Origin of the sequence: Trinickia sp. Y13 (assembly GCF_029522115.1) — a bacterium.
GTDB lineage: Bacteria > Pseudomonadota > Gammaproteobacteria > Burkholderiales > Burkholderiaceae > Trinickia.
In genome coordinates this window covers 49,548-72,483 of the sequence record NZ_JAKWFK010000007.1, presented here as the reverse complement: position 1 = coordinate 72,483, position 22,936 = coordinate 49,548, and the positions used below count along the sequence as shown (strand labels likewise).

Below are 22,936 nucleotides of genomic sequence, written 5' to 3'. Positions count from 1 at the left end.
GGATGTCAAAGGTGAGCTCTTGCGGGACGGTTTTCCCGCTTCATGCCAGCCGGGGCCTTTGCCCGCGGTTTTGACCGAGCGGCGTTTGAGCAGTTTGTTCCGCTTGCGCCTCTTCGTAAGCCGCAACCGCGAAAGCGAACGCAGCAGGCAACGCGTTCGATTTACCGAACGTGGCCGGATCGTCCGTTTCGGGGTAGATCATGTGTTCCGGGCGTTTGAATAGGTCGAGCACGAAAGGATCGTGTCGACCGGCAAAGCCGAGGTCCGCCAGCGCTTCCGCTTCGATTGCGTGCAGCAAGCGCCAACTCAGCGGCACGCCTTGCACGATATAGCGCGCCGCGATATGACGGACGATGTGTTCGAGGTCGCGCGCCGCGCCCTGAAAGGTCAGCGCGGCGAGATCGCGTTCGGTCATAGCCGCTCTCCGGGATATCGAGATACTGTGGAAATATACAGTACTTTGTCCGGTGCGCACAGGTGGCGGCACGCACTGCGTGGCTAGCCGTGGATGACGATCAACAGCGCTTTTGCCTCGGTCTTGCCGGCGTTGCGTATGGCGTGCGGCACGTCGGCTTGGTAGCGCGCGGTATCGGCCGTTTTGAGGCGCTTTCTCTCGCCATCGGCCTCGACTTCGATCGAACCGCCGAGCACTGTCAAATGCTCGCGGGTGCCGGGCTCGTGCGCATTCGACACGAGCGCACCGCCGGGCTGCAACGTCAATTCGTACCACTCGAACTTCCCCGCCAATTCGATGGGGCCCCAAACGCGCAGCTGGTACTTCGCGTCGTGCCCATCGAGCGTCGGGATGTCGTGCGGCCCGCTGACGGCGATCGTTTCGTGCTCCCGCTGGGACGCGAACAATTGGTCGAGACTCACGCCGAGCGCGTTGGTCAGCCGCCATGCCACGGCAATGGTCGGATTCGCTTTGTCGCGCTCGATTTCGGAAAGCATCGATTTCGATACGCCCGCCGCGCGCGAGAGGTCATCGAGCGTCAATTTCCGCTCCATGCGTAGCCGCTGAATTTGCTCGCCGACGCGCGGCGGCGCCAGGGTCTGCGCGGGCGTGGCGGGCGCAGGCGGAGACGCCGTGCGCCGGGTCGCGGAGCTTGCCATTTGAATTCCGATCGCTTAAAGTTGTTCGCTATATCGAACTTTGGTTCGAAAAACTGGAATTGTTCGGTATGACCGGACAACCGACTATAACAGCTATAGACGGCCGCATCGTCCGCCATCCGGTGCGAGCGGCGCCCTTTCCGCCAGGAGCGAACCCATGCGCGACACCTTCCTCGCCCATTTGCGCGGCACGATCGATCAGATCCGCGCCGACGGTTTTTACAAATCCGAACGCGTCATCGCGAGCCCGCAGTCGGCGCAAGTGCGTCTGGCGGGGGGCGAGGATGTGCTCAATTTCTGCGCGAACAACTATCTGGGGCTGGCCAACGACGCTCGTCTCATTGCCGCGGCGAAAGAAGGGCTGGACCAAGACGGTTTCGGCATGGCGTCGGTGCGCTTCATTTGCGGCACGCAGACGGTCCACAAAGATCTCGAACGTGAACTCTCTGCGTTCTTGCGCACCGAAGATTGCATCCTGTATTCGAGCTGCTTCGATGCCAACGGAGGGCTGTTCGAAACGCTGACCGACGAGACCGACGCGATCATCAGCGACGAACTCAATCATGCCAGCATCATCGACGGGATTCGATTGTCGAAGGCAAAGCGCTACCGCTACAAGAACAACGATCTCGGCGATCTCGAAGCGAAGCTGCGCGAGGCCGATGCGGCCGGTGCGCGCTTCAAGCTCATCGCGACCGATGGCGTGTTCTCGATGGACGGGATCATCGCCAATCTCGCCGGCATTTGCGATTTGGCGGACCGTTACGGCGCGCTCGTGATGGTCGACGATTCGCATGCCGTCGGCTTCATTGGCGAACATGGGCGCGGCACCCCCGAATTCTGTGGCGTGGAAGGTCGCGTCGACATCGTCACCGGCACGCTAGGCAAAGCGCTCGGCGGCGCATCGGGCGGCTATGTGGCGGCCCGCCGCGAAATCGTCGAGCTGCTGCGCCAGCGTTCGCGGCCGTACCTGTTCTCGAACACGCTCACGCCGAGCATCGCCGCAGCCTCTTTGCGCGTGCTCGAACTGCTCGCAAGCGACGAAGGCGACCGCCTGCGCCGTCGAGTGCGGGCCAACGGTGAGCATTTTCGGGAGGCGATGAGCAAGGCCGGATTCACGCTCGTGCCGGGACAACATCCCATCATCCCGGTCATGCTGGGCGATGCGTCGGTCGCCTCGCGCATGGCCGACGCATTGCTGCAGGAAGGGGTCTACGTCACCGGGTTTTCGTACCCGGTGGTTCCGAAAGGACGTGCGCGCATCCGTACGCAGATGAGCGCGGCGCACACAACCGAGCACATCGATCGCGCCGTGAATGCCTTCACGCGCGTGGGCCGCTCGCTGGGCATCGTTTAAGGAGACCTCGCCAATGAAAGCGCTCGCAAAACTCGAACGTGCGCCAGGCTTGACGCTGACGCAAGTGAAGAAGCCCGAAGTCGGCCACAACGATGTCATGATCCACATCAAGCGCACGGCCATTTGCGGTACCGACATCCACATATGGAAGTGGGACGATTGGGCGCAAAAGACGATTCCCGTGCCGATGCATGTTGGGCACGAGTACGTGGGCGAAATCGTCGAGATGGGGCAGGAAGTGCGCGGCTTCGCAATCGGCGATCGCGTCTCGGGCGAAGGCCATATCACCTGCGGCTTCTGCCGCAATTGCCGGGCGGGACGCAGGCACCTGTGCCGCAATACGGTGGGCGTCGGCGTCAATCGGGAGGGCGCTTTCGCCGAGTACCTCGTGATTCCGGCTTTCAATGCGTTCAAGATTCCCGATGAGATCTCCGACGACCTCGCCGCGATCTTCGATCCGTTCGGCAATGCCACGCATACGGCGCTCTCGTTCAACCTGGTCGGCGAGGACGTGCTCATTACCGGCGCGGGGCCGATCGGCATCATGGCGGTGGCCATTGCGCGACACGTCGGGGCGCGCAACATCGTCATCACTGACGTGAACGAGTACCGGCTCGGTCTTGCGCGCAAGATGGGCGCCACGCGAGCGGTGAATATTTCGAAGGAGTCGCTCAAAGACGTGATGAGCGATCTGCACATGACGGAAGGCTTCGACGTCGGCCTGGAAATGTCCGGTGTGCCCAGCGCGTTCACGGGCATGCTCGAGGCGATGAACCACGGCGGCAAAGTGGCCCTGCTCGGCATACCGCCGGCGCAGACGGCGATCGACTGGAATCAGGTCATCTTCAAAGGGCTCGAGATCAAGGGTATCTATGGTCGCGAGATGTTCGAGACTTGGTACAAGATGGTCGCGATGTTGCAAAGCGGGCTCGATCTTTCGCCGATCCTCACTCACCACTTCGCCATCGACGATTACGAGCAAGCCTTCGCGACGATGCTTTCAGGCGAAAGCGGCAAGGTGATCTTGGACTGGACCGTTTGACGCAGCGGCTGCGCGCGCCGATGCGTCGCGCGCGCAGCCATCCAAGGTGCTCCTTGGAAACCCAAGCCTGCTCTCTCTCCTGAACCGTTCGTTGGCGAGCGTGCTTCGCGCACGCTATGCCCCCGCCTTCTCCGTACGCTCGAATTCCGCTTCCACGCGCACATGCACGTCGTTGCCGACGGCGGGGTACCAAGTCGCCAGTCCGAACTGGGCGCGGCTGAACACGCCTTGCGCTGAGAAGCCGAGCGTGTCGGCCTTCGTCAATGGATTGCGGCCGTATCCGTTGAACGTGACGTCGAGCGTGATAGGCCGCGTCACATTGCGAATCGTGAGCTCGCCCTCGAGTTTGCCTTGCGCAGAGCCCGTTCGAACGAACCGTTTGCCGACGAAATGCAGCGTCGGAAAAGCCGTTGCGTCGAACATGTCCGGCCCTTTCACCATCTTGTCGAGCAACGGCACCTTCGTGTCCACGCTAGCCGCGTCGATCGTCACGTCGACGGTGCTAGCCTCGAGCCCGCCCGGCTTCCAGTCCAGCAGCGCATGCGCGCGGTCGAACCGCATCACGAAGCGCGAATACTGCAAATGCTCAACGTCGAACGTGATGCTCCAATGATCGGCGTCCATCTTATACGCGCCGACGGGCACCCGAGCTTCGTCGGCGGCAACCGTATGCGTGACGACACGCAGCGGCGTGCATGCCGAGATCGACAGCGCACCGGCTGCAATGGCTAATACCGTGAGCGCCGAACATAGCGCGGTGCGCGTCTTTGGCGTTCTCATCGTTGTCGGTTCCTTTCTCGCGTTGTCCAAAACGATCCGGCCGCGCCTTCGCGATCCTTCCCGTAAGTTCTCACCTTTGGCCGATAGCTTAGCGCTTCGCGACTTGTTGACAAAGGAGAATGATCGTTCTACCTTAGCGACTATGAATACTCGCATTGAAAGTCTCGAACCGATGGCGAAGCATTTGGACGCAGCGCAGCCGGGCCCGCGCGAGCGATTGCTCGATGCGGCCGAAGCCCTGATTTACGCGGGCGGTATCCATGCGACCGGTGTCGATGCCATCGTTCGCGCGGCACAGGCAACGCGCAAGAGCTTTTATTCCTACTTCGAATCGAAAGACGCGCTCGTCGCCGCGGCGCTCGCACGGCGGCATGGCCGGTGGATGAACTGGTTCGTCGATGGCACGCTGCATACAGGCAGGACGCCGCGTGCACAGTTGCTCGGCATGTTCGATCTGTTGCGCGAGTGGTTTGCTTCGCCAGGCTTTCATGGTTGTGCGTTTCTGAACGCGTCGGGCGAAATCGCTTCGGCCGACGACCCGATCCGGGTGGTGGCGCGCGAGCACAAGGCGGCGCTCTTGCGATTCATCGCACAACGCTGCGATGCCTTTGCGGCTGAGCACGGCATGAGCTCGCGTTCGGCCGCCGCGCTCGCGCGTCAGTGGCTCGTGCTCGTCGATGGCGCCATTGGTGTCGCACTCGTCAGCGGCTCGGCCGAAGCGGCGCGCGACGCGCAAGCGGCCGCGCAGCACTTGCTCGAACATGCGGTTATGGAGCCGCGAACGCGCGTTTCGAAGGCGAAGCGCGCATCTTTATCGACGTAATGTGAATCGCCCTTCTAGGAGAATTCGATGTCCGATGCCGGTACTCACGAAACGCGGCCGCCGTTGCCGCCTTTCACCCGCGAAACCGCTGCGCAAAAAGTGCGGGCCGCCGAAGACGGCTGGAACACGCGCGATCCCGAGCGCGTCGCGCTGGCTTATACGCCGTCGAGCGTTTGGCGCAATCGCGCCGAGTTCGTGACCGGCCGCGCCGAGATCGTCACGTTCTTGCGTCGCAAGTGGGCGAAAGAACTCGACTATCGCCTCATCAAAGAGCTCTGGGCGCACGACGGCAATCGCATTGCCGTGCGCTTCGCCTACGAGTGGCACGACGATTCGGGCAATTGGTTTCGCTCGTATGGCAACGAGAATTGGGAGTTCGACGAGCATGGGCTGATGGCGCGTCGCTTCGCCTGCATCAACGATTTGCCGATTCGAGAAAGCGATCGCTTGTATCGCTGGCCGCTCGGGCGCAGGCCCGACGATCATCCGGGACTGTCGGATTTGGGGCTTTGACCGACGCGCAATGGCCGCCTCGGTCAAGGCCCGATCGAGCCTAAAGACAGAGGCGTCGATCCGAATGCCCGTCGGTGGCCGCCCGCTTCAATCGAGTGTGTGTTCGATTCATCACAGACGCTAGGTGCTGTAGTACAGTGCGCGACGAGCGTGCAAACGCTGAGCGAGAGATGAACGAAAACCAGTGCCGGCGGCCGGCCGGCAAACGGAGCGGGCATGCGTTTGAGGATGACGGCAGTGCGTTGGCTGGGCTTGCGCACGGTTAAGGCGGTGTTGGCGGTTGCCACGAGCGTGGCTGCTTTGGCGATAGGGTCGACGCCAGCACGCGCGGCAGATTGGTGCGGCGGCGGCGTTTGGATCGACGCGATGCTCGCTTCGCACCACATTCACCCGAAACAATCGTTCGAGGACGTCAACCCGGGCCTGGGCGTGGAATGTTGGCTCAACGGCCAGTGGGCCGTGACGGCGGGAGGGTTTCGCAATTCGCTTTCGCATCCATCCTGGTATGGCGGTGGGCTGTGGGCGCCCGAGTTCGCGCATTGGGGCTTCGTGCGATTGGCCGTCATGGGCGGGCTCATTTCCGGCTACAACTACGGACGCTACGGCTTCGGCCACGACCATTCGATCGGGCCGGTGGCCGCGCCGATTGTCATGGTCGCGTATAAGCGCGTAGGGATGAATTTCATTCTCGTGCCACCCATTCCTTCGGATAACCTGCCATTTACGGTCGGGTTTCAGTTGAAGGTGGGGTTTTGACATTTTGATGGGAGGATCTGCCGATGTGGCCAAACGGTCTGGGGCTCATGATCTACAACGGCGTCAACGGCCTGATTTACTACTCCAGCATGGCTGCTCGAGTATTTGTCAGCAACGCGGGCTTCGTCGCAACGATTGCAGTTGGCGGATATTTCTTTCCTGAGGAAACGGTGGCCGGAATGGCCGGCGCCGTGGCGATTCGGGGTGCGACTTGGTTGACGAAGGCGGTTGACGACAGGTGTCGCGTCCATGTCGCCGATGTGATCGATAAGTTCCTCGATGTCGCGCCGAGATCCGTCACGATGGGCTACCTGAACGCGACGCGCGTGATCGGAGGTCCGCAGCGGTCCGTCAGTACGAGCATAGCAACCAACCCTCAACTGACCTGGGTCAACGAAAGTCTTGCCACCGAACTCGTGTCGCCGTTGTTGGAAGAGTCGATCTTCCGTGTCGGTCTCCAGGAAGGGCTGGCCCTCGGTTTGGTCGCCGCCGGCATACCTCGGTCCGCAGCAAGCTTTCTATCGGGAGCGATCGCGGCGTCGCTCTTCGCGGGGGCACACAACGTCGACCCTCGCAGCAGGCAGTATCGCGACACGCTCGTCTCAGGAATCGGCTTCGGGATCATGATGTATTTGCACGGTCTTCCAGGCGCTGTTGTCGCTCATTCGGCGAACAATGCCGGTGTGAGATTGGAGCGGTTCTTGCGCGGCTAACGACGGTAAGGCGCCGCGGGCAGCGCACTCGGTGAGCCTGCTCGTCATTTCTGTCGGCTAGGCCTGGACCGCTGCGGGAGGCACAGCGGCACCGAGTGGCGAGTGCTCGGCCTGAACCCGCAAAGGCCCGTACGAGCCACCTCCCGCAAACGCTCACCTTTCGGACCTAACGTGCCTAGCGTCCCGCCGCGCGCCCACTTCCATCGACGTCAAAGAATGCGGTCCAATGCATCGGCGAAGCGAGCGACCGTGCCGTCGACGTCATGCAGCTTATCCAACCCGAACAACCCGATGCGAAAGGTCTTGAAATCTTCGGGCTCGTCGCATTGCAAAGGTACGCCGGCCGCGACTTGCAGGCCGGCATCGGCGAATTTCTTGCCGGATCGTATGCCGTCGTCGTCGGTGTAGCTGACCACCACGCCCGGCGCCTCAAACCCTTCGGCCGCCACGCTCTTGAAACCCTTGGCCACCAAAAGCGACCGAATGCGCTGGCCCAGTTCGAGCTGCTCGGCCTTCACTTGATCGAAGCCGTATGCCTCGGTTTCCTTGATGACGTCGCGCAGCGTCACGAGACTGTCCGTAGGCATGGTGGCGTGATAAGCGTGGCCCCCGTTCTCATACGTCTCCATGATCTGCAGCCATTTGCGCAGATCGCAAGCGAAGCTCGTGCTGGTCGTGGCGTCGATTCTTTCGCGAGCGAGCGCGCCTAGCATGACCAGGGCGCAGCAAGGCGACGCGCTCCACCCTTTCTGCGGTGCACTAATCAGGATGTCGACGCCGGTGGCTTGCATGTCGACCCAAACCGTACCCGAGGCGATGCAATCGAGGACGAACATGCCGCCGACCGCATGCACGGCGTCGGCTACGGCCCGCAAATAGGCATCGGGCAGCATCATGCCGGAGGCGGTTTCCACATGCGGCGCGAAGACCAAATCCGGCTTGCAATCCTTGATCGTGGCGACCACTTCTTCGATGGGCGCCGGCGCATAGGCGGCCTGCCTGCCTCCTGCGACCGGACGCGCCTTCATCACGATCGATTCGGAAGGAATGCCTCCCATCTCGAAGATCTGCGACCAGCGGAAACTGAACCAGCCATTGCGGATGACCAAACACTTCTTGTTCGTCGCGAACTGCCTGGCAACGGCTTCCATGCCGAAGGTCCCGCTACCTGGGACGACGATGACCGCCTGCGCGTTGTAGACCTTTTTGAGCGCACCGGAAATGTCGCGCATGACGCCTTGAAAGCGTTGCGACATGTGATTGATCGAGCGGTCGGTGTAAACGACTGAATATTCGAGGAGTCCCTCGCGATCGACTTGGGGAAGTAAACCTGGCACGCCCGCCTCCGTTACAGGATGAACAATATGAGCAGTATGTCCTACTTCTCCGCGACGAGGCGTCGGCTGCGCACGGCTTCTCTTGACGTTCGTCAAGCTGCGACGGCCCGCGCATCCTAGACTAAGGTGGCGTCGTTAGGCGCACGAGAAGCCCAGGCAACGATGCTTGCGACGCGCCAAGGAGCAGACGATGCGTACCACCGAGATGACGATTTCGAGTGATTTCGTTGCCCTTCAGGGCCTGGTTTGCGTGCCGGACGGCGCGCGCGGCATCGTCGTCTTCGCGCACGGCAGCGGCAGTAGCCGCTTGAGCCCCCGTAACCAGGAGGTGGCAAGCATTTTGCAGCGCGCCGGTCTCGCGACCTTGCTCTTCGATCTGCTCACTGCCGACGAGCACGCGCATGACGCGGTATCGGCCGAATATCGATTCAATATCCCCTTGCTCGGCCGCCGCCTATCGGGCGCATTGGACTGGCTGCTGACGCAGCCTGCTTTGGCCCCGCTCAGCATCGGGTTGTTCGGGGCAAGCACCGGCGCGGCGGCGGCCTTGTGCGCAGCAGCGGAGCGCCCGGCTCAGGTGCGCGCCGTCGTCTCGCGCGGCGGGCGGCCGGATCTCGCGCGCGAAGCCCTGCCGCTCGTGAAGGCCCCGACGCTATTGATCGTGGGCGAACTGGACACGGAAGTCATCCGGCTCAATCGGCTCGCAGCCGCCCACCTCGCCTGCGAACACGAGCTCGTCATCGTGCCCGGCGCCACGCATCTGTTCGAGGAGCCGGGCAAGCTCGATGAAACGGCACGCCTTGCAGCCGAGTGGTTCTCGCGGTGGCTCGTCTAGCACGCCCCCCATTCCATAGAAGAATCTAGAGCGTTATCGCTCCGAAGAGCATGCCGTCCGTTGTGGGCGCAGCTAGGAGCCGCGGTGCGCCTGCGCCCCTCGCGCACCTGCAAGCACGGTGCCGTTGGCCCACCCATGGGTTGATCGCCGTCAATACGCAAACTTCGCGATCTCCCAAGATTTCAGTACTGAAACTGTCTTCGGCTCGCAGCAGTCGAGCTTACAGCGGAGCAACCTATGAAATCCGATGAACAATTGAGGCAGGACGCGATCGACGAACTGCACTGGGACCCGGCGGTCGACCCCTCGCAGATCGAGGTCGCAGTGCATGACCGTATCGTGACGTTGAGCGGCAGCGTGCCGAGCTACGCCAATAAGATCGCCGTCGAAAAAGCGATTCAGCGAATGAAGGACGTCAAGGCCTTCGTCATCGAACTGGCCGTGAAGGCTCCGCCCGACGGAGGGCGGTCCGACTCGCTCGTTGCGGACTCGGTGCTCGCCGTCCTCGGCGCAACCGAAGGCCTGCCGCCGCATGCGATCGGCGTGACCGTGCAGCGCGGCTGCGTCACGTTGACGGGCGAGGTCGATTCCGGTTACCAGCGCCGCGCAGCCGAAATCGCGGCAGGTCGCACCCGCGGCGTCGTGGGCATCGTCAACAAGATCCGGGTCCGCACCGAAGCCGATCCGGCTGAGATTCGCGCAAAGATCGAGGCGGCGCTCGAGCGCCGCGCGCACGCCCGGGCCGCAAAGCTCGATATCGACGTGCGCGAGGGCGTCGTCACCCTTAACGGGACCGTCGGATCGCTGGCGGAGCGGCGCGCGGCCGAGGGCGTGGCCTGGCATACGCACGGTGTGCGCGACGTCGTCAACCGCTTGATCGTCCCCTAAACGCAGACCAATTGCCAGGCCCACGTAGCGCCGGCCGGAAGAAGCGCAATAGTCATCGACTCCTTGATGCAGGTCAGAGCGTTTCGCGGGCAATACGTAAAGATGAATCGAATGCAGCCCGAAGCTGCGCGATCGAGACGACCCACGAGGTGTGCGATGAAGACAGACAAGCAGTTGAAGCAGGAAGTCGAGGAAGAGCTCGAGTACGATCCCGCGATCGACGTCGCGGACATCGGCGTCGAGGTGAACGACCGGATCGTGACCTTGTCCGGGCATCCGACGAGCTATGCCGAGAAACTCGCGGCCGAGCAAGCGGCGCAGCGGGTCTCGGGCGTGAAGGCCGTCGTCGTGGAAATGGAAGTGCGGTTGCCCAGGTCGGATCTGCACACGGACGAAGACACGGCCAGCGCCGTGCGCGCCATGTTGCGCTGGATGGTGGGCCTGTCCGAGGAAGCCGTCAAAGTCCAAGTCGAGAAGGGTTGGGTCACGCTGCGCGGCAGCGTGCCGAGCGCGCACCTGTCGCACCTCGCCGAGCGCACCGTCGGCCATATGCGCGGCGTGGTCGGCGTCTCCAACCTGATCGACGTCAGCGCGGGACAGACGGAACAAGACCTGGCGGAAAAGATCAGTCGGGCCCTGCAACGGCATGCCGAACGCGAGGCGAAGCACATCGAGATCAAGGTGCATGACGGTACCGTCACGCTGACGGGCACCGTGGGTTCGCTGGCCGAACGTGCGGCAGCGCGCGGCGCGGCATGGGCGGCGCGCGGCGTGCATGCGGTGATCGACGACCTCGACGTTCAATGAAATGACGTCATAACGCGGGTAGGCGCCGGCCAACTGCGCATCGAGCTCACTGATGGAACCGAAGAAGTCCGACTCGATCAGCACCATCATCACGATGGTGCTGATTACGCTGATCGCGATGCAGGTGCTGATGGTGGCGCTGCACAGCGCGGCGGTCACCATCGCTTACAGCGATTTTCAGCGTCTCGTGGCCGTACATGCGGTCGATGACCTCGAGATCGGTTCGACCGAAATCACGGGCGTCGTGCAGATGAGCGCGGCGTCGAAGGTCTTGGGGGCGTCCGATGCGGCGGCGCTCGGTAAAGCCGGTGCGCCGTGGCGCTTTTCGACGACGCGCGTGGCCGACGACCGGCTCGTCGAGCGTCTGTCGAGCGCGGGCATTCGCTACCGCGGCGTGGTCGAATCGACTTGGCTCGGCACGCTGCTGTCGTGGGTCGCGCCCGTGCTCATCCTCGTCGTCGCGTGGAACTTCTTTTTGAAGCGCGGCGGCGCCGCCCAAGATTTCATGGGGATTGGCAAAAGCCGGCCCCAGGTCTACATGCAGAAGGCGACCGGCATTTCTTTCGACGATATCGCCGGCATCGATGAAGCCAAGGCCGAATTGCAGCAGATCGTCGAGTTCTTACGCAACGCGGAACGTTACCGGCGGCTCGGCGGCAAGATTCCCAAAGGCGTGTTGATCGTCGGCGCGCCTGGTACGGGCAAGACGTTGCTGGCCAAAGCGGTAGCCGGCGAGGCATCGGTGCCGTTCTTCTCGATCAGCGGGTCGGCTTTCGTCGAGATGTTCGTCGGCGTGGGCGCTGCGCGTGTGCGCGATTTGTTCAAGCAGGCCCAGGAATCGGCCCCGTGCATCGTCTTCATCGATGAACTCGACGCGCTCGGCAAGGTGCGCGGCGCAAGCGTGACCTCGGGCAACGACGAACGAGAGCAGACGCTCAACCAACTGCTGGTGGAGATGGACGGGTTCGAGCCGAACTCGGGCGTCATCATCATGGCGGCGACGAATCGGCCTGAAATTCTCGATCCGGCATTGCTCAGGCCGGGGCGGTTCGATCGACACATCGCGATCGACCGGCCCGATGTGATCGGACGCCGGCAAATCCTCGCTGTCCATATGAAGCACGTAAAGCTCGCGGCGGATGTCGACGTTGCCGAACTGGCTTCGCGTACGCCGGGATTCGTCGGGGCCGACCTCGCCAACGTCGTCAACGAAGCGGCGCTGCATGCCGCCGAGCTCGAGAAGGACGCGATCGAGATGTCCGATTTCGATGAGGCGATCGATCGCGCGATGGCGGGGATGGAGCGTAAGAGCCGCGTGATGAACGAGCAGGAGAAGGTGACCATCGCCTATCACGAGGCCGGCCACGCACTTGTCGCGCAAAGCCGCCCGCACTGCGATCCGGTCAAGAAGGTGTCCATCATTCCTCGCGGCGTCGCGGCGCTCGGCTACACGCAGCAGGTGCCGACCGAGGATCGCTATGTTCTGCGCCAAAGCGAATTGCTCGACAGGCTCGATGCGCTGCTGGGCGGGCGCGTGGCGGAAGAAATCGTCTTCAACGATGTTTCCACCGGGGCCGAAAACGACCTCGAGCGCGCAACCGTCATGGCCCGCCATATGATCGAACGGTGCGGCATGAACGAGCGGCTCGGGCTCGCCACCGTGAACTCGGGCACGACGCCGCTGGGCGCCGAAGGCGTGCGGTATAGCGAAAATACGGCTCAACTCGTCGACGAAGAGGTGCGGCGGTTGCTCAACGAGGCGCACGATCGCGTCGTGAAGACGTTGACCGAACGGCGTGCGCTGCTCGAGCGGATCGCGCAGCGTCTGCTGGAGCACGAGGTGCTCGATCGTGAATCGCTCATGCGGCTGATCGAAGAACCCGTACAGCAGCAAGCGGGCGCGGGCGCCGATCCCGTTGCCCGCGCTTCTGCGTCCGAGCAGGGCGACAAGGCGCCGTCCGCGCTGGCTTAGCTAGCGGCCGATCGGGCGCACTCGGAACCTAGAACATGGCAGACATCGTCACCCTCACTCTGAACCCTAGCATCGACCTGTCGCTATCGGTAGAGCGCCTGGTCGACACCGTTAAGCTTAGATGCTCGCAGCCTCGCAAAGACCCGGGCGGCGGCGGCATCAACGTGGCGCGTGTGCTGAAGCGCCTCGGTAGCGATTGCCTCGCGATCTATCTCGCCGGCGGTTCGACCGGCGACTGTCTAGGCGGGTTGCTCGCGCAGGAGCAGTTGCAGACGAAGCACATTGCCATCGATGCCGAGACGCGAGAAAACGTCACGGTGCTAGAGACGTCGACGCTGCGCGAATACCGCTTCGTCATGCCTGGGCCGACGGTGTCCGAGCTCGAATGGCGCCGGTGTCTCGATGCACTCGAAGCGATCGATCCACCGCCGCGCTATGTCGTTGCAAGCGGAAGTCTGCCGCCTGGCGTACCCGTGGATTTCTATGCGCGCGTCGCCCGATGGGCTCATCGGGCGGGCGTCGCCATGGCGCTCGATGCTTCCGGCGAGGCGCTCGCTGCCGCGCTCGAGGTTGGCGTGTTTCTGATCAAGCCCAGTCTAGACGAGCTGCGCGGGCTCAGCGAGGGGCCGCTCGCGACTTGGGGAGAGTGGCGCGAAGCGGCGCAGCGCCTGGTGGAGCAGGGCCGCGCGCACAAGGTGGCGCTCTCGGTTGGCGGGCACGGGGCCGTCTTGGCGACACAGCACGGCGTCGTGCAGTTGCCCGCGGTGCCGGTGACGGTGGTCAGCGCGGTGGGCGCGGGCGACAGCTTTCTTGCGGCGATGATTTGGGCGATCGATCACGAAGCGAGTTCCGAGGAAGCATTGCGCTACGCGATCGCGGCCGGCAGCGCAGCGGTGACTAACCCAGGAACGACGCTTTGCGATCCGGCCGACGTCGTTCGTTTCTATCATGACTCGCTAGCGCTTGCTGCGATCGAGGATTGACTCCGCCATGACCGTTGGATCGAAACTAGCACCCGAACTTTTGCGCCGAGCAGGCGATCTCCAGAAGCTGGATTTCAACACGACCGACGACTTGCCCGAGGTCGACGACATCGTCGGACAAGCCCGCGCGCTCGAAGCGATTCGCTTCGGCTTGGGTATGGGGCACGACGGATACAACTTGTTCGTGCTGGGCCGAACGGGCGCCGGCAAGCGCACCGTCCTCAATCATTTCTTGGCCGAACGAGCGAAAGCGGAAGCGACCCCGGACGGCTGGTGCTACGTCAATAACTTCGCGCAGCCGCACAAGCCGCATGCAATCCGCTTGCCTCCCGGTAGAGCCAGCGCATTGCGGCGGGAGATGAGCCAACTAGTCGAAGATTTGAAAGCGGCGATTCCTGCCACCTTCGAGGGGGAAGCGTATCGGGCGCGCGTCGAACAGATCGATGCCGCGTTTACGTCGAGGGAAGAGAAGGCGTTCGGCGACCTTGGGGACGATGCAATGGCGCGACACGTCGCGCTCGTGCGCACCCCGATGGGATTTTCGCTGACGCCGATGCGCGACGGGGAGACCATGAGCCAAGAGCAGTACGAGGCTTTGCCCGAGCAAGCCCGGGCGGAGATGGATGCCGCGCTGAAGGAATTCAAAGAACGACTCGAAAAGCTCTTGCACCAAGTTCCGGCATGGCAAAAGGAACGGCGCGAGCAATTGCGAGCGCTGAATCGTGAAACGGCGATGGCTTCCGTGACACGCCCGATCGCTCAGATCAAGCAGGCCTTCGCGGATCTGCCGCGCGTGCTCGACTATTTGGAAGCGGTCCGCTTAGACGTGCTCGACAACGTCGGGATGTTCCGCAAAGGCGAGGAGTCCGGCGAATCCCCCGATCTGCCTTCGTTCTCGCGCTACGAGGTCAACGTTCTGCTCGACCAGGATGCGGGGCAGGGCGCGCCGCTCGTCATGCCTGAGTTCCCGTCGTATCAGAACCTTGTCGGTCGCGTGGAGCACAAGTCCCACTTCGGTACGCTGATAACGGACTTCACGTTGATCAAGCCAGGGGATTTGCACCGAGCGAACGGCGGCTATCTGCTGCTCGAGATCGACAAGGTGTTGCGCCAACCGTTCGCATGGGAGGCCATCAAGCGGGCGTTGCTGAAACACGAGGTGCGCATCGAGTCGCTCGCCGAAATGTTCAGCCTCGTCAGCACGGTTTCGCTCGAGCCCGATCCCGTGCCGCTCGACGTCAAGGTGATCTTGTTCGGGGAGCGCTGGCTCTACTACTTGCTGTTCGAGATGGACCCCGATTTCGGAGCGCTGTTCAAGGTCCCGGCGGATTTCGAAGACGATCTGCGACGCGACGATCAAGGCCAGGCGCTCCTTGCCCATCTGATCGCGTCGGTTGCCAGGCGGCATGCGCTGTTGCCGCTGGATCGCACCGCAGTCATGCGCGTTTTGGAGCAGCAGGCTCGCAATGCGGGCGATGCGCAGAAGCTGTCGCTGCATGTCGGGCAGCTCGCGGACTTGCTCAGAGAGGCGGATTTTCATGCGCGGGCGCGCGGCGCCGATGTCGTGCGGCGCGAAGACGTGCAGCGCGCCGTCGATGCTCAAATCGCAAGGACCGATCGGATTCGTGCGCGCATGCAGGAAGAGATGTTGCGCGGCACGCTGTTGATCGACAGCGATGGCGCGAAAGTGGGCCAAGTCAATGGCTTATCGGTGATGCAGTTGGGAGGGGTCGCCTTCGGCCAGCCTTCGAGGATCACGGCGCGCACCCGTCTCGGCGAGGGGGAGGTGGTCGATATTCAGCGAGAGGCGAAGCTCGGCGGTTCAATACATTCGAAGGCCGTGCTCATTCTCACGTCGTTTTTGACAGCGCGTTATTCGAGCGGCCGCGTGCCTTGCCTGTCGGGCAGCATCGCGTTCGAGCAGACTTATGGCGAAGTCGAGGGCGACAGCGCGTCGGTGGCGGAACTGTGCGCGTTGATATCGTCGCTTGCCAACGTCCCGATCAAACAATCGCTGGCGGTGACCGGGTCCATCGATCAATGCGGACAGGTGCAGGCGATCGGCGGCGTCAACGAGAAGATCGAGGGCTTCTTCGATCTTTGCCGAGCGCGCGGGCTGACGGGCGAACAAGGCGTCGTGATTCCGCAGGCGAACGTCGAGCATTTGATGCTGCGCGAGGACGTGGTCGAGGCTGCGGCCGCTGGCCGATTCCACATCTATGCGGTGTCCACGGTGGACGAAGCGATCGAAAGGCTCACCGGCGTCGATGCGGGCGAGACCGATGCGCAAGGCGTTTTCCCGCGCGAAAGTGTCAACGGCCTCGTATGTGCAAGGCTCGACAGCTTCGTTCAGATGCGGCGCAGCTTTGCGCAGCCGATCAGGGCAGTCGCGGCCCGCTCGAGGTGGCGCGTGTTGAACGGGCATGGCCATGCGTCAGTGAGTTTCAAGCGCAAGTGAGAGGCGCGCTAGCAGCCGAGGCACGGCACGATGCGCTCCGTTTGCCGAGAGGGGCCGGACATCAGCACCGTATCGAGCGCCTTGTCGGGCCGGAATACGGTGATGCCTTTTAGCCCGGCTCGCCATGCTTGGAAGAACAAGGCTTCGATTTCGCTAGGGGCGATGGCGGACGGCACGATCACCGTCTTGGAGATCGCCGCATCGACGAAAGGCTGCAGCGCGCGCAGCATTGCAATATGGTCCGACGGCGCAAGCTCACCGGCTTTGACGAAATAGGCGGGAAGCGATGCGGAGCTACCGTGCAGTTCGCGGAAGAGGCGATAGGCCCGGTTTTCGGCACGGTAGGCGCGCGGTTCGCCGCCGCCGATGCGTACGATGCGCCGATGCACCCAGTCGTACACCGGCTCGATACCGCTCGAACAGTTGCCTGCAAATGCAAGACTGACGCTGCCCGTAGGCGCGATGGAGAGCAGGTGGCTGTTGCGCAGCCCATGCGCGGCGATCGCCTCGCGCACGAACTCGGGCAGACGCGCGGCAAAGCGGCCGTGGGCAAGGAGCCGCTGCGCGTCGAACGCAGGATACGGGCCGCGTTCTTCGGCCAGCGCCGAAGACGCGGCGTACGCATTGTCGCGCATGCATCGCATGATATCTACCGCGAAGGACCGCGCGCCTTCGCTGGCGTAAGCGAGGCGCATCATCCCCAGCGTGTCCGCCAATGCGGTGACACCGACGCCGATGCGACGCTTCGTGCGCGCTTCGCGCTGATGCTCGGCGAGGGGCCAACGTGTCGTCTCGAGCACGTTGTCGAGCAATCGCACTTGAACGCGCGCGCAGTGGCCGAGCTTGGCGAAGTCGAATTGGGGCGGCCCGCCTACACCGAACGGATGCCGCACGAATCGCGAGAGGTCGATCGGGCCGAGCACGCAACTGCCCCAGGGCGGAAGAGGTTGCTCGCCGCAAGGGTTGGTGGCCGCGATGGTTTCGATGGAGCCGAGGTCGTTCGCCGAATTGATCGCATCGACGAACAGCAGGCCGGGTTCGGCGCTGTCGCGGGCACACTCGACGATCGTTCGCCAAAGCGCGCGCGCCGGCAGCGTTGCATAGCACCAATCGCCATCGGGAAGCCGATGAGCACCGGCGGCGAGCTGAGCGGGATTGGGCATGGCGCGATGCCGCAGCCGCCAGAGCGTGTCTTCCTCGACGGCTCGCATGAACGCGTCCGTCACGGCTACCGACGTATTGAACGTGGTCCAGCGGCGGCGTCCGCGCTTAGCTCGAACGAATGTGACGAGATCGGGGTGATCGCAGCGCAGGACGGCCATCTGCGCGCCTCGACGCGCGCCCTCGAACCGCAATGCACGACAAGCCTCGTCGAATCGGTCGATCCAAGAGTTCACGTCGCGCGCGTCGTTCGCTCCTTGCTCGGTCCCGGATAGGGCCGGCGAGACCGGTGAAAAGTCGTATCCGACGCCGCCCCCCATCGCGAGTGTCACGCTTGCCGCGGCAAGCGCGCTTTCGAGGTGCGCTGCCGTTACCAAGCCAGCGCCGATAGCCGGCGAGCCGATGGGATGCACGAAGCAATTGATCATCGTCGCATCATGGCCGGTCCCCGCATTGGCCATGATGCGCCCGGCGCCGATTGCGCCGTGCAGCATGTTTGCATAGAACAAGCGCGCGATCGCCGTGCGCCGCGGCGGGGATTCGGCAGCCGCAAGCGCACGAGCGACGCGTTTGAACACCTGCTGGGGGGTGGTTTCGCCGGCCGCCAAATACCGGTCTGCCAATACCAATTGGCTGAGCGGCGGCGGCTCGTCGCTTGCGAGTTTCACGGCCGTGCGTCACGAGTTCGCTATTGATCTAGCCAGGTTAGCTTTCGAGGGCAGGGAGGTAATGACTTGGGTCAAGGGTAGGCGGCGCGGCCGCCATCTTCCACCGGCGCCATGCCGATCTGCAACTCGCAGCGATCAATACAGCATGTAGCGCTGCCGCAAGCGGGCAATCGGTATAAGGCGGCGCGCTTGGATCGCCTCGATCGCATCGATGCCGGCGCCGTCGTGCACTGCTCGCCAAACTTCTTCGGAGCCCACGGAATCGAGCGTCGCCGAAAGATCGAATTCGTCGGGATAAAGCGCATGCAGCGCGACGAGCAGCGCAATGCCGAGTCTTGCTACCGGTCGATCCCCCTCGCGTACGATCTGCACGCCATGACATTGCACGCCGCGATAGCGCGATTCGGTCGGCACGAAATCGACGGGTGCGAAGCGCGCGCCGAGCGTTTGCGCATTGAGCATCGCCGCAAGCGCAACGCCGTCGATCCATGGTGCGCCGATTCGTTCGAAAGGATGGGCCGTGCCCCTTCCCACGCTGACGTTGGCTCCTTCGATCAAGGCGACATCGGGATACAAGTCGAGTTGCGCCGGGGTGCGCAGGTTCGGCGAAGGCGGGGTCCAACCGAGGCCCGTGTCGGCGTATCGCATCGGACGCCCGTACCCCTGCATGGTGATCACGTGCAGATCTGCGCCGATCCGGCGCTCGCGATTGAAGAGCATCGCCAACTCGCCGACCGTCATGCCCGGCTGCAGCGGCAACGGGAAATAGCCGGTGAACGACTCTCTGCCGGCATCGAGCATCGGGCCTCCGAAGCGGTCGGCGCCGAGGGGATCGGGACGATCGAGCACGAACAGCGGAATGTGATTCGCGGCTGCGGCTTCAAGCGCGTACCCGAGCGTCGTTTCATAGGTGAAGAAGCGTACGCCCGCGTCTTGAAGATCGAATACGAGCGCGTCGATGCGCCGCAACGCATCGACGTCGAAACGCCGCGAGACGCCGTACAGGCTATGCACCGCGATGCCGGTCGCCGCATCGCGCGTATCGCCGAGCGGCTCGTCGCGGCTCGTATCGAGACCATGCTCGGGTGCGAAAATCGCGGCCAGCGTGACCTGGGGCGCGTGGGCGATTAAGTCGATCGTGCGCCTGCCCTCGCTGTCGAATCCGGTGCGGTTAGTGACCAGGCCGACGCGCATGCCTGCAAGCGGCGCGAAGTCGCGCGCTTCGAGCATGTCGATCCCGGTTTTCACCGGGCCGGACGAAGAGGGCAAGCGTTGAAAGTCCGCCACGGACGGCCCGGTCGAAGGTAACGCGGACGAGATCGCGTCAGCGGACAAAGAAGCGTGTTCGCTTGCAAGCCATGAGACGGCTTGATCGCGCAGCGGCCTGACATCGCCGCGATCGTCGGGGTGCACGCGATTGGTTAGAACGATCAAGAACTGCTTGGTGACGAGATCGATCCAAATCGCCGTACCCGTGTAGCCCGTGTGATAGAGCGTCCCGGTCGCTGGCAGGCGGCTGCGATTCGAGACGAGCGGCGCATCGAGCGCCCAGCCTAGGCCGCGCCAAGGTTGCAAGGCGAGCGGCGATTCGGTCGCGGCCATCGATGCGATGGTTTCGGGCTTCAAAATGCGTTTTCCGTCGAAGCGGCCCCCCCTCAGCATCATTTGTGCGAAGCGTGCGAGATCGTCGGCTGACGAGAACAGCCCTGCATTGCCCGACACGCCTCCCATCCGCGCCGCGGTGGGGTCGTGTACGCGGCCCACGCGCATGCCGTCGGCGTCGGCTGTCGTGGGAGCCGCCCGTTGCAGGAGCGGCTGCTGCGGATCGAACGCCGTGTTGCGCATGCCGAGCGGAGCGAAGATGCGCCGGCGGCAATAAGCGTCGAGCGGGCGGTGCGTGATGCGATGCACGAGCTCGCCCAGCACGAGGAAATTGATATCGCTATAGATCACCTGCTTGCCAGGCGCTGCGTGCAGGTGTGCGTCGATCACTTCGGCGAGCACGCCTGAACGGTTTCTGGCTTTGCGACCGAGCGGCAGGTCGGGGGCCAAGCCCGACGTATGGGCGAGCAGTTGCCGGATCGTGACGGCGCTTTTTCCGTTTGCGCCAAAAGCCGGCCAGTACCGGGCGACGGGCGCGTCGAGTTCGAGACGATTCGCTTCGACGAGTTGCATGATCGCGGTGGTGGTTGCGATCACTTTGGTGAGGGAGGCCAGATCGAATTCGGTGTCGAGCGACATCGGCTCGCGAGTCGGCGTAAGCGACTTGTATCCGAACGCTTCGCGGTAGCGCACGCTGTTGGCATCCCCGGACACGATCACCGCGCCGGGGATCCGCCCAGCCGCGACTTCCCCTTCGACGACGCGTGCGATTGCGTCGCGCGATGCCGCCGCGATCTCAGCGCCCGACGCGGTTAGCGGCCGGGCGCACGCCGCGAAAGAGAGCGCGATGAGAGAGGCTGCCCTCAATGCGGCAATTGCGCGCTGTCGTATCGATTGCGGGGATTCCATAGCATCCACCCATCCGTATCGGCCGCTCGAGCCGCGTCCACCTGTGCGCGTATATCGTCGGCATCGAACGCTCGCCGATCGAAAGCATAATCGCGAAACGCCTGCAGCCACGGGCGGAACCGAACACCAGGCAGCCCCGTGCGCCGCTTTGCTTCCGCAAGCGAGCGTCGCACGATCTGTCCGGGATCCGCGACAGGATCGGCGCAGCCTGGCAGCCCCCATGTGAACCCCGAGGGATAGAGCATCGGCGAGATGTAATCGAGCACCGGCCCGAGCGTTTCGAGTTGCTGACCGATCGCCGTATCGTCGAGATTCCAGAGTACATACCCGAAGATGTCGGCGGAGATGAATACGTTGTAGCGAATCAGGCGCTCCCGCGCGGCTTGCAGAAAGCCGACGATCGCGGCGGTGCGATTGGCGCGCGTGTTGGGCAGAGCGAAGCTCACGCCGCTCGCATCGGGAAAGCGGACGTAATCGAATTGAATCTCGTCGAAGCCTGCCCGCGCGGCTTCTTCGGCCAGATCCAAATTGTGCCGCCAGACCTCCCGCGAAAACGGGTCGACCCAGAGCAGGCCTTCGCGGTCGCGCCAGGGTTCGCCTTCCAGGTTGCGCACCGCCCATTCCGGATGCGCTCGCGCGAGCGGATCGTCTTTGAAGACGACGATGCGCGCGATCAGATAGAGGCCGTGCCGATGCAAATCGTCGACGATGGACTGAAACGTGTCGGTGGCCGGCGCATGCTCGCCCACGTGAGCGGCCGCGCCGATCGCTTCGCGCGCGGGGCTGCGATAAGGCGTCATGCCGCGATCGCCTTTCATGTCGATGACGAGTGCGTTGACGGTCGTCGTGTCGACGAGCCGAACGGCGTCTTCACGCAGGGTCTCGCTCGTCACGCCGAACACCGATAGATAGACGGCGCGCGGCCGCAGTGGCGGCAAGGCGATCGTGACAGTGCCGTCGCGAAGCAGCGTGGCCTCGGCGCGTCGATAGCCGGGTGCGCGCGCTTTGACTGTCGCGCCATCGGGCGCTTCGCTGGTGAAGCGTCCTTCGCCGTCGGCAAGCACGACGCGGTCATCGATGGTGACAGTCGCGCCCCCAACCGGCATGTGGCTGCGCGCATCGACGATGACCCCGGAAGCGGCCAATGCGCTTGCGGATACGAACGCGACCGTGGCGAGCAAGAGCGACGCGCTCGCGCTCACGAATAAGCGTCGAGTCATGGCAGGCGCCCCTTGACGAACTCGGGCTGCGCTCGCGCTTGCGTTTGCGGTTCTCCCAACCGTCGGGCAAGCACCGATGGGGTGTCCGCATCGGTGATCAGCAAGCGCGATACGGCAAGCGGCGGCGAGTGCTTATCGACCATGTGGCCTGCGATTGTAAAGGCGGCCCGATAACCGGTCGAAGCTGCGATCGACGTCAACTCGGAATCCACGATGCCGAACGGCCACGCGAGCATCGTCGCTTCGACACCCAACTCGGCGTGGAGACGGTTGCGGGAATCGACCAGTTGTCTCTCGACGAATCGATGGAAATCGTCCGGACTCCGGTGCGCGCGCTCGAGATTGAAGTTCGGATGCCAATATGTATGCGATTGAACGTCGAACAGTCCGGTCTGCTGCAGTGCCTTCAACTGTGTCCACGTGAGCGCATACGAAGCGTTCGAAATGGCCGACGGATAGATGAATAGCGTGAACGGCAGGCGCTCGCGCACGGCAATAGGCATGAGCACCTCGTAGACGCTGCGATGTCCGTCGTCGGCCGTGAAGGCGACGGCTTTGTCGGGCAGCGACGCATCGGGCGTCGCGAGCCAGTCCACGATCTCGGGCAAGGTGACGATGCGATAGCCGTGTTCGCGTAAGAAATGCAGTTGGGCTTCGAAGGTCGCCACGCGCACGGTCATCGAATCGACGGCCCGGGTGCTGTCGAAGCGGTGATAGGCGAGAATCGCGACGCGCGGCGAGTCGCTCCCGCTCGGGGCGGCATGTGCGCCGGCGAGCCAACTGGAGCAGCCGATCACCAGCATGAGAACGTCGCGAACCAGGTGGCGCAGCGCACGCTGTAAGCAGATTGTTTTGCGCATATTTGTCGGGTGGAGCGGGCGGCACGCTAGCGGTGTATGAGACAGAAACCATCGTGCGCGCTCTATGCGCGCTCGATCATGATGTGCGTCAAGCAGACGAATGCACGGGTGATGCGCGGGGCCGTAACAGGGAGACGAA

At 63.4% G+C, this 22,936-nt stretch carries 20 protein-coding genes; 12 read left to right on the top strand and 8 right to left on the bottom strand.

Features of this window, described 5'->3' with window-relative positions; all coding sequences use genetic code 11:
* Window positions 1-40: 40 nt before the first annotated feature.
* Entirely contained in the window at window positions 41-415 is a 375-nt protein-coding gene (locus tag MMB74_RS14415) for a DUF2471 family protein (protein WP_277429326.1), read from the bottom strand.
* A gap of 83 nt (window positions 416-498) precedes the next feature.
* Window positions 499-1,113 (bottom strand): XRE family transcriptional regulator, encoded by a 615-nt coding sequence (locus MMB74_RS14410; RefSeq protein WP_277429325.1) that lies wholly within the window; start codon window positions 1,111-1,113, stop codon window positions 499-501.
* Between the two features lie 157 nt (window positions 1,114-1,270).
* Here MMB74_RS14410 and MMB74_RS14405 point away from each other — a divergent pair, with 157 nt between their 5' ends.
* Window positions 1,271-2,470 (top strand): glycine C-acetyltransferase, encoded by a 1,200-nt coding sequence (locus MMB74_RS14405; protein WP_277429324.1) that lies wholly within the window; start codon window positions 1,271-1,273, stop codon window positions 2,468-2,470.
* Window positions 2,471-2,483: 13 nt separating this feature from the next.
* Window positions 2,484-3,512: an L-threonine 3-dehydrogenase gene (gene tdh, locus MMB74_RS14400; protein ID WP_277429323.1), complete on the top strand. Its 1,029-nt coding sequence runs from the start codon at window positions 2,484-2,486 to the stop codon at window positions 3,510-3,512.
* 114 nt (window positions 3,513-3,626) lie between these two features.
* Here the strand turns inward: tdh and MMB74_RS14395 are convergent, their stop codons facing one another.
* Window positions 3,627-4,292, bottom strand: coding sequence for a YceI family protein (locus MMB74_RS14395; protein WP_277429322.1), 666 nt, complete (start codon window positions 4,290-4,292; stop codon window positions 3,627-3,629).
* Between the two features lie 142 nt (window positions 4,293-4,434).
* Here MMB74_RS14395 and MMB74_RS14390 point away from each other — a divergent pair, with 142 nt between their 5' ends.
* The 4 genes from MMB74_RS14390 to MMB74_RS14375 all read left to right on the top strand — a co-directional run bounded on the left by MMB74_RS14390 (window position 4,435) and on the right by MMB74_RS14375 (window position 7,097).
* Window positions 4,435-5,115: a TetR/AcrR family transcriptional regulator gene (locus tag MMB74_RS14390; RefSeq protein ID WP_277429321.1), complete on the top strand. Its 681-nt coding sequence runs from the start codon at window positions 4,435-4,437 to the stop codon at window positions 5,113-5,115.
* A gap of 27 nt (window positions 5,116-5,142) precedes the next feature.
* A complete protein-coding gene (locus tag MMB74_RS14385; RefSeq protein WP_277429320.1) occupies window positions 5,143-5,628 on the top strand; it encodes a nuclear transport factor 2 family protein in 486 nt (161 codons plus the stop codon).
* 228 nt (window positions 5,629-5,856) lie between these two features.
* Window positions 5,857-6,384 carry a hypothetical protein gene (locus tag MMB74_RS14380; protein ID WP_277429507.1) on the top strand — a complete coding sequence of 176 codons (528 nt, stop codon included), beginning with the start codon at window positions 5,857-5,859 and terminating at the stop codon, window positions 6,382-6,384.
* Window positions 6,385-6,431: 47 nt separating this feature from the next.
* The gene (locus tag MMB74_RS14375; protein WP_277429319.1) at window positions 6,432-7,097 is read left to right on the top strand and encodes a CPBP family glutamic-type intramembrane protease; all 666 of its coding nucleotides are present in this window, start codon (window positions 6,432-6,434) and stop codon (window positions 7,095-7,097) included.
* Window positions 7,098-7,306: 209 nt separating this feature from the next.
* On the opposite strand, the gene MMB74_RS14370 is transcribed toward MMB74_RS14375, so the two are convergent.
* Window positions 7,307-8,434, bottom strand: coding sequence for an aminotransferase class V-fold PLP-dependent enzyme (locus MMB74_RS14370; protein WP_277429318.1), 1,128 nt, complete (start codon window positions 8,432-8,434; stop codon window positions 7,307-7,309).
* 190 nt (window positions 8,435-8,624) lie between these two features.
* On the opposite strand from MMB74_RS14370, the gene MMB74_RS14365 reads away from it, so the two are divergent.
* The 6 genes from MMB74_RS14365 to MMB74_RS14340 all read left to right on the top strand — a co-directional run bounded on the left by MMB74_RS14365 (window position 8,625) and on the right by MMB74_RS14340 (window position 16,377).
* A complete protein-coding gene (locus tag MMB74_RS14365; RefSeq protein WP_277429317.1) occupies window positions 8,625-9,269 on the top strand; it encodes an alpha/beta family hydrolase in 645 nt (214 codons plus the stop codon).
* Window positions 9,270-9,506: 237 nt separating this feature from the next.
* On the top strand, window positions 9,507-10,157 hold the full coding sequence (locus MMB74_RS14360) for a BON domain-containing protein (RefSeq protein ID WP_277429316.1): 651 nt from the start codon (window positions 9,507-9,509) through the stop codon (window positions 10,155-10,157).
* 156 nt (window positions 10,158-10,313) lie between these two features.
* Window positions 10,314-10,964, top strand: coding sequence for a BON domain-containing protein (locus tag MMB74_RS14355; protein WP_277429315.1), 651 nt, complete (start codon window positions 10,314-10,316; stop codon window positions 10,962-10,964).
* A gap of 52 nt (window positions 10,965-11,016) precedes the next feature.
* Window positions 11,017-12,936: an ATP-dependent zinc metalloprotease FtsH gene (gene ftsH / locus MMB74_RS14350; protein WP_277429314.1), complete on the top strand. Its 1,920-nt coding sequence runs from the start codon at window positions 11,017-11,019 to the stop codon at window positions 12,934-12,936.
* A gap of 35 nt (window positions 12,937-12,971) precedes the next feature.
* Window positions 12,972-13,919 (top strand): 1-phosphofructokinase family hexose kinase, encoded by a 948-nt coding sequence (locus tag MMB74_RS14345; RefSeq protein WP_277429313.1) that lies wholly within the window; start codon window positions 12,972-12,974, stop codon window positions 13,917-13,919.
* 7 nt (window positions 13,920-13,926) lie between these two features.
* Window positions 13,927-16,377, top strand: coding sequence for an ATP-binding protein (locus tag MMB74_RS14340; RefSeq protein ID WP_277429312.1), 2,451 nt, complete (start codon window positions 13,927-13,929; stop codon window positions 16,375-16,377).
* 8 nt (window positions 16,378-16,385) lie between these two features.
* Here the strand turns inward: MMB74_RS14340 and MMB74_RS14335 are convergent, their stop codons facing one another.
* The 4 genes from MMB74_RS14335 to MMB74_RS14320 all read right to left on the bottom strand — a co-directional run bounded on the left by MMB74_RS14335 (window position 16,386) and on the right by MMB74_RS14320 (window position 22,797).
* On the bottom strand, window positions 16,386-18,206 hold the full coding sequence (locus MMB74_RS14335; protein WP_277429311.1) for an adenosylcobalamin-dependent ribonucleoside-diphosphate reductase: 1,821 nt from the start codon (window positions 18,204-18,206) through the stop codon (window positions 16,386-16,388).
* A 135-nt stretch (window positions 18,207-18,341) separates the two neighbouring features.
* Window positions 18,342-20,717: a serine hydrolase gene (locus MMB74_RS14330; RefSeq protein WP_277429310.1), complete on the bottom strand. Its 2,376-nt coding sequence runs from the start codon at window positions 20,715-20,717 to the stop codon at window positions 18,342-18,344.
* Complete coding sequence (locus MMB74_RS14325) at window positions 20,672-21,937, bottom strand: putative glycoside hydrolase (RefSeq protein WP_277429309.1); 1,266 nt, start codon at window positions 21,935-21,937, stop codon at window positions 20,672-20,674. The genes MMB74_RS14330 and MMB74_RS14325 overlap by 46 nt, the downstream gene beginning before the upstream one ends.
* On the bottom strand, window positions 21,934-22,797 hold the full coding sequence (locus tag MMB74_RS14320; protein ID WP_277429308.1) for a polysaccharide deacetylase family protein: 864 nt from the start codon (window positions 22,795-22,797) through the stop codon (window positions 21,934-21,936). The genes MMB74_RS14325 and MMB74_RS14320 overlap by 4 nt, the downstream gene beginning before the upstream one ends.
* Window positions 22,798-22,936: the final 139 nt, after the last annotated feature.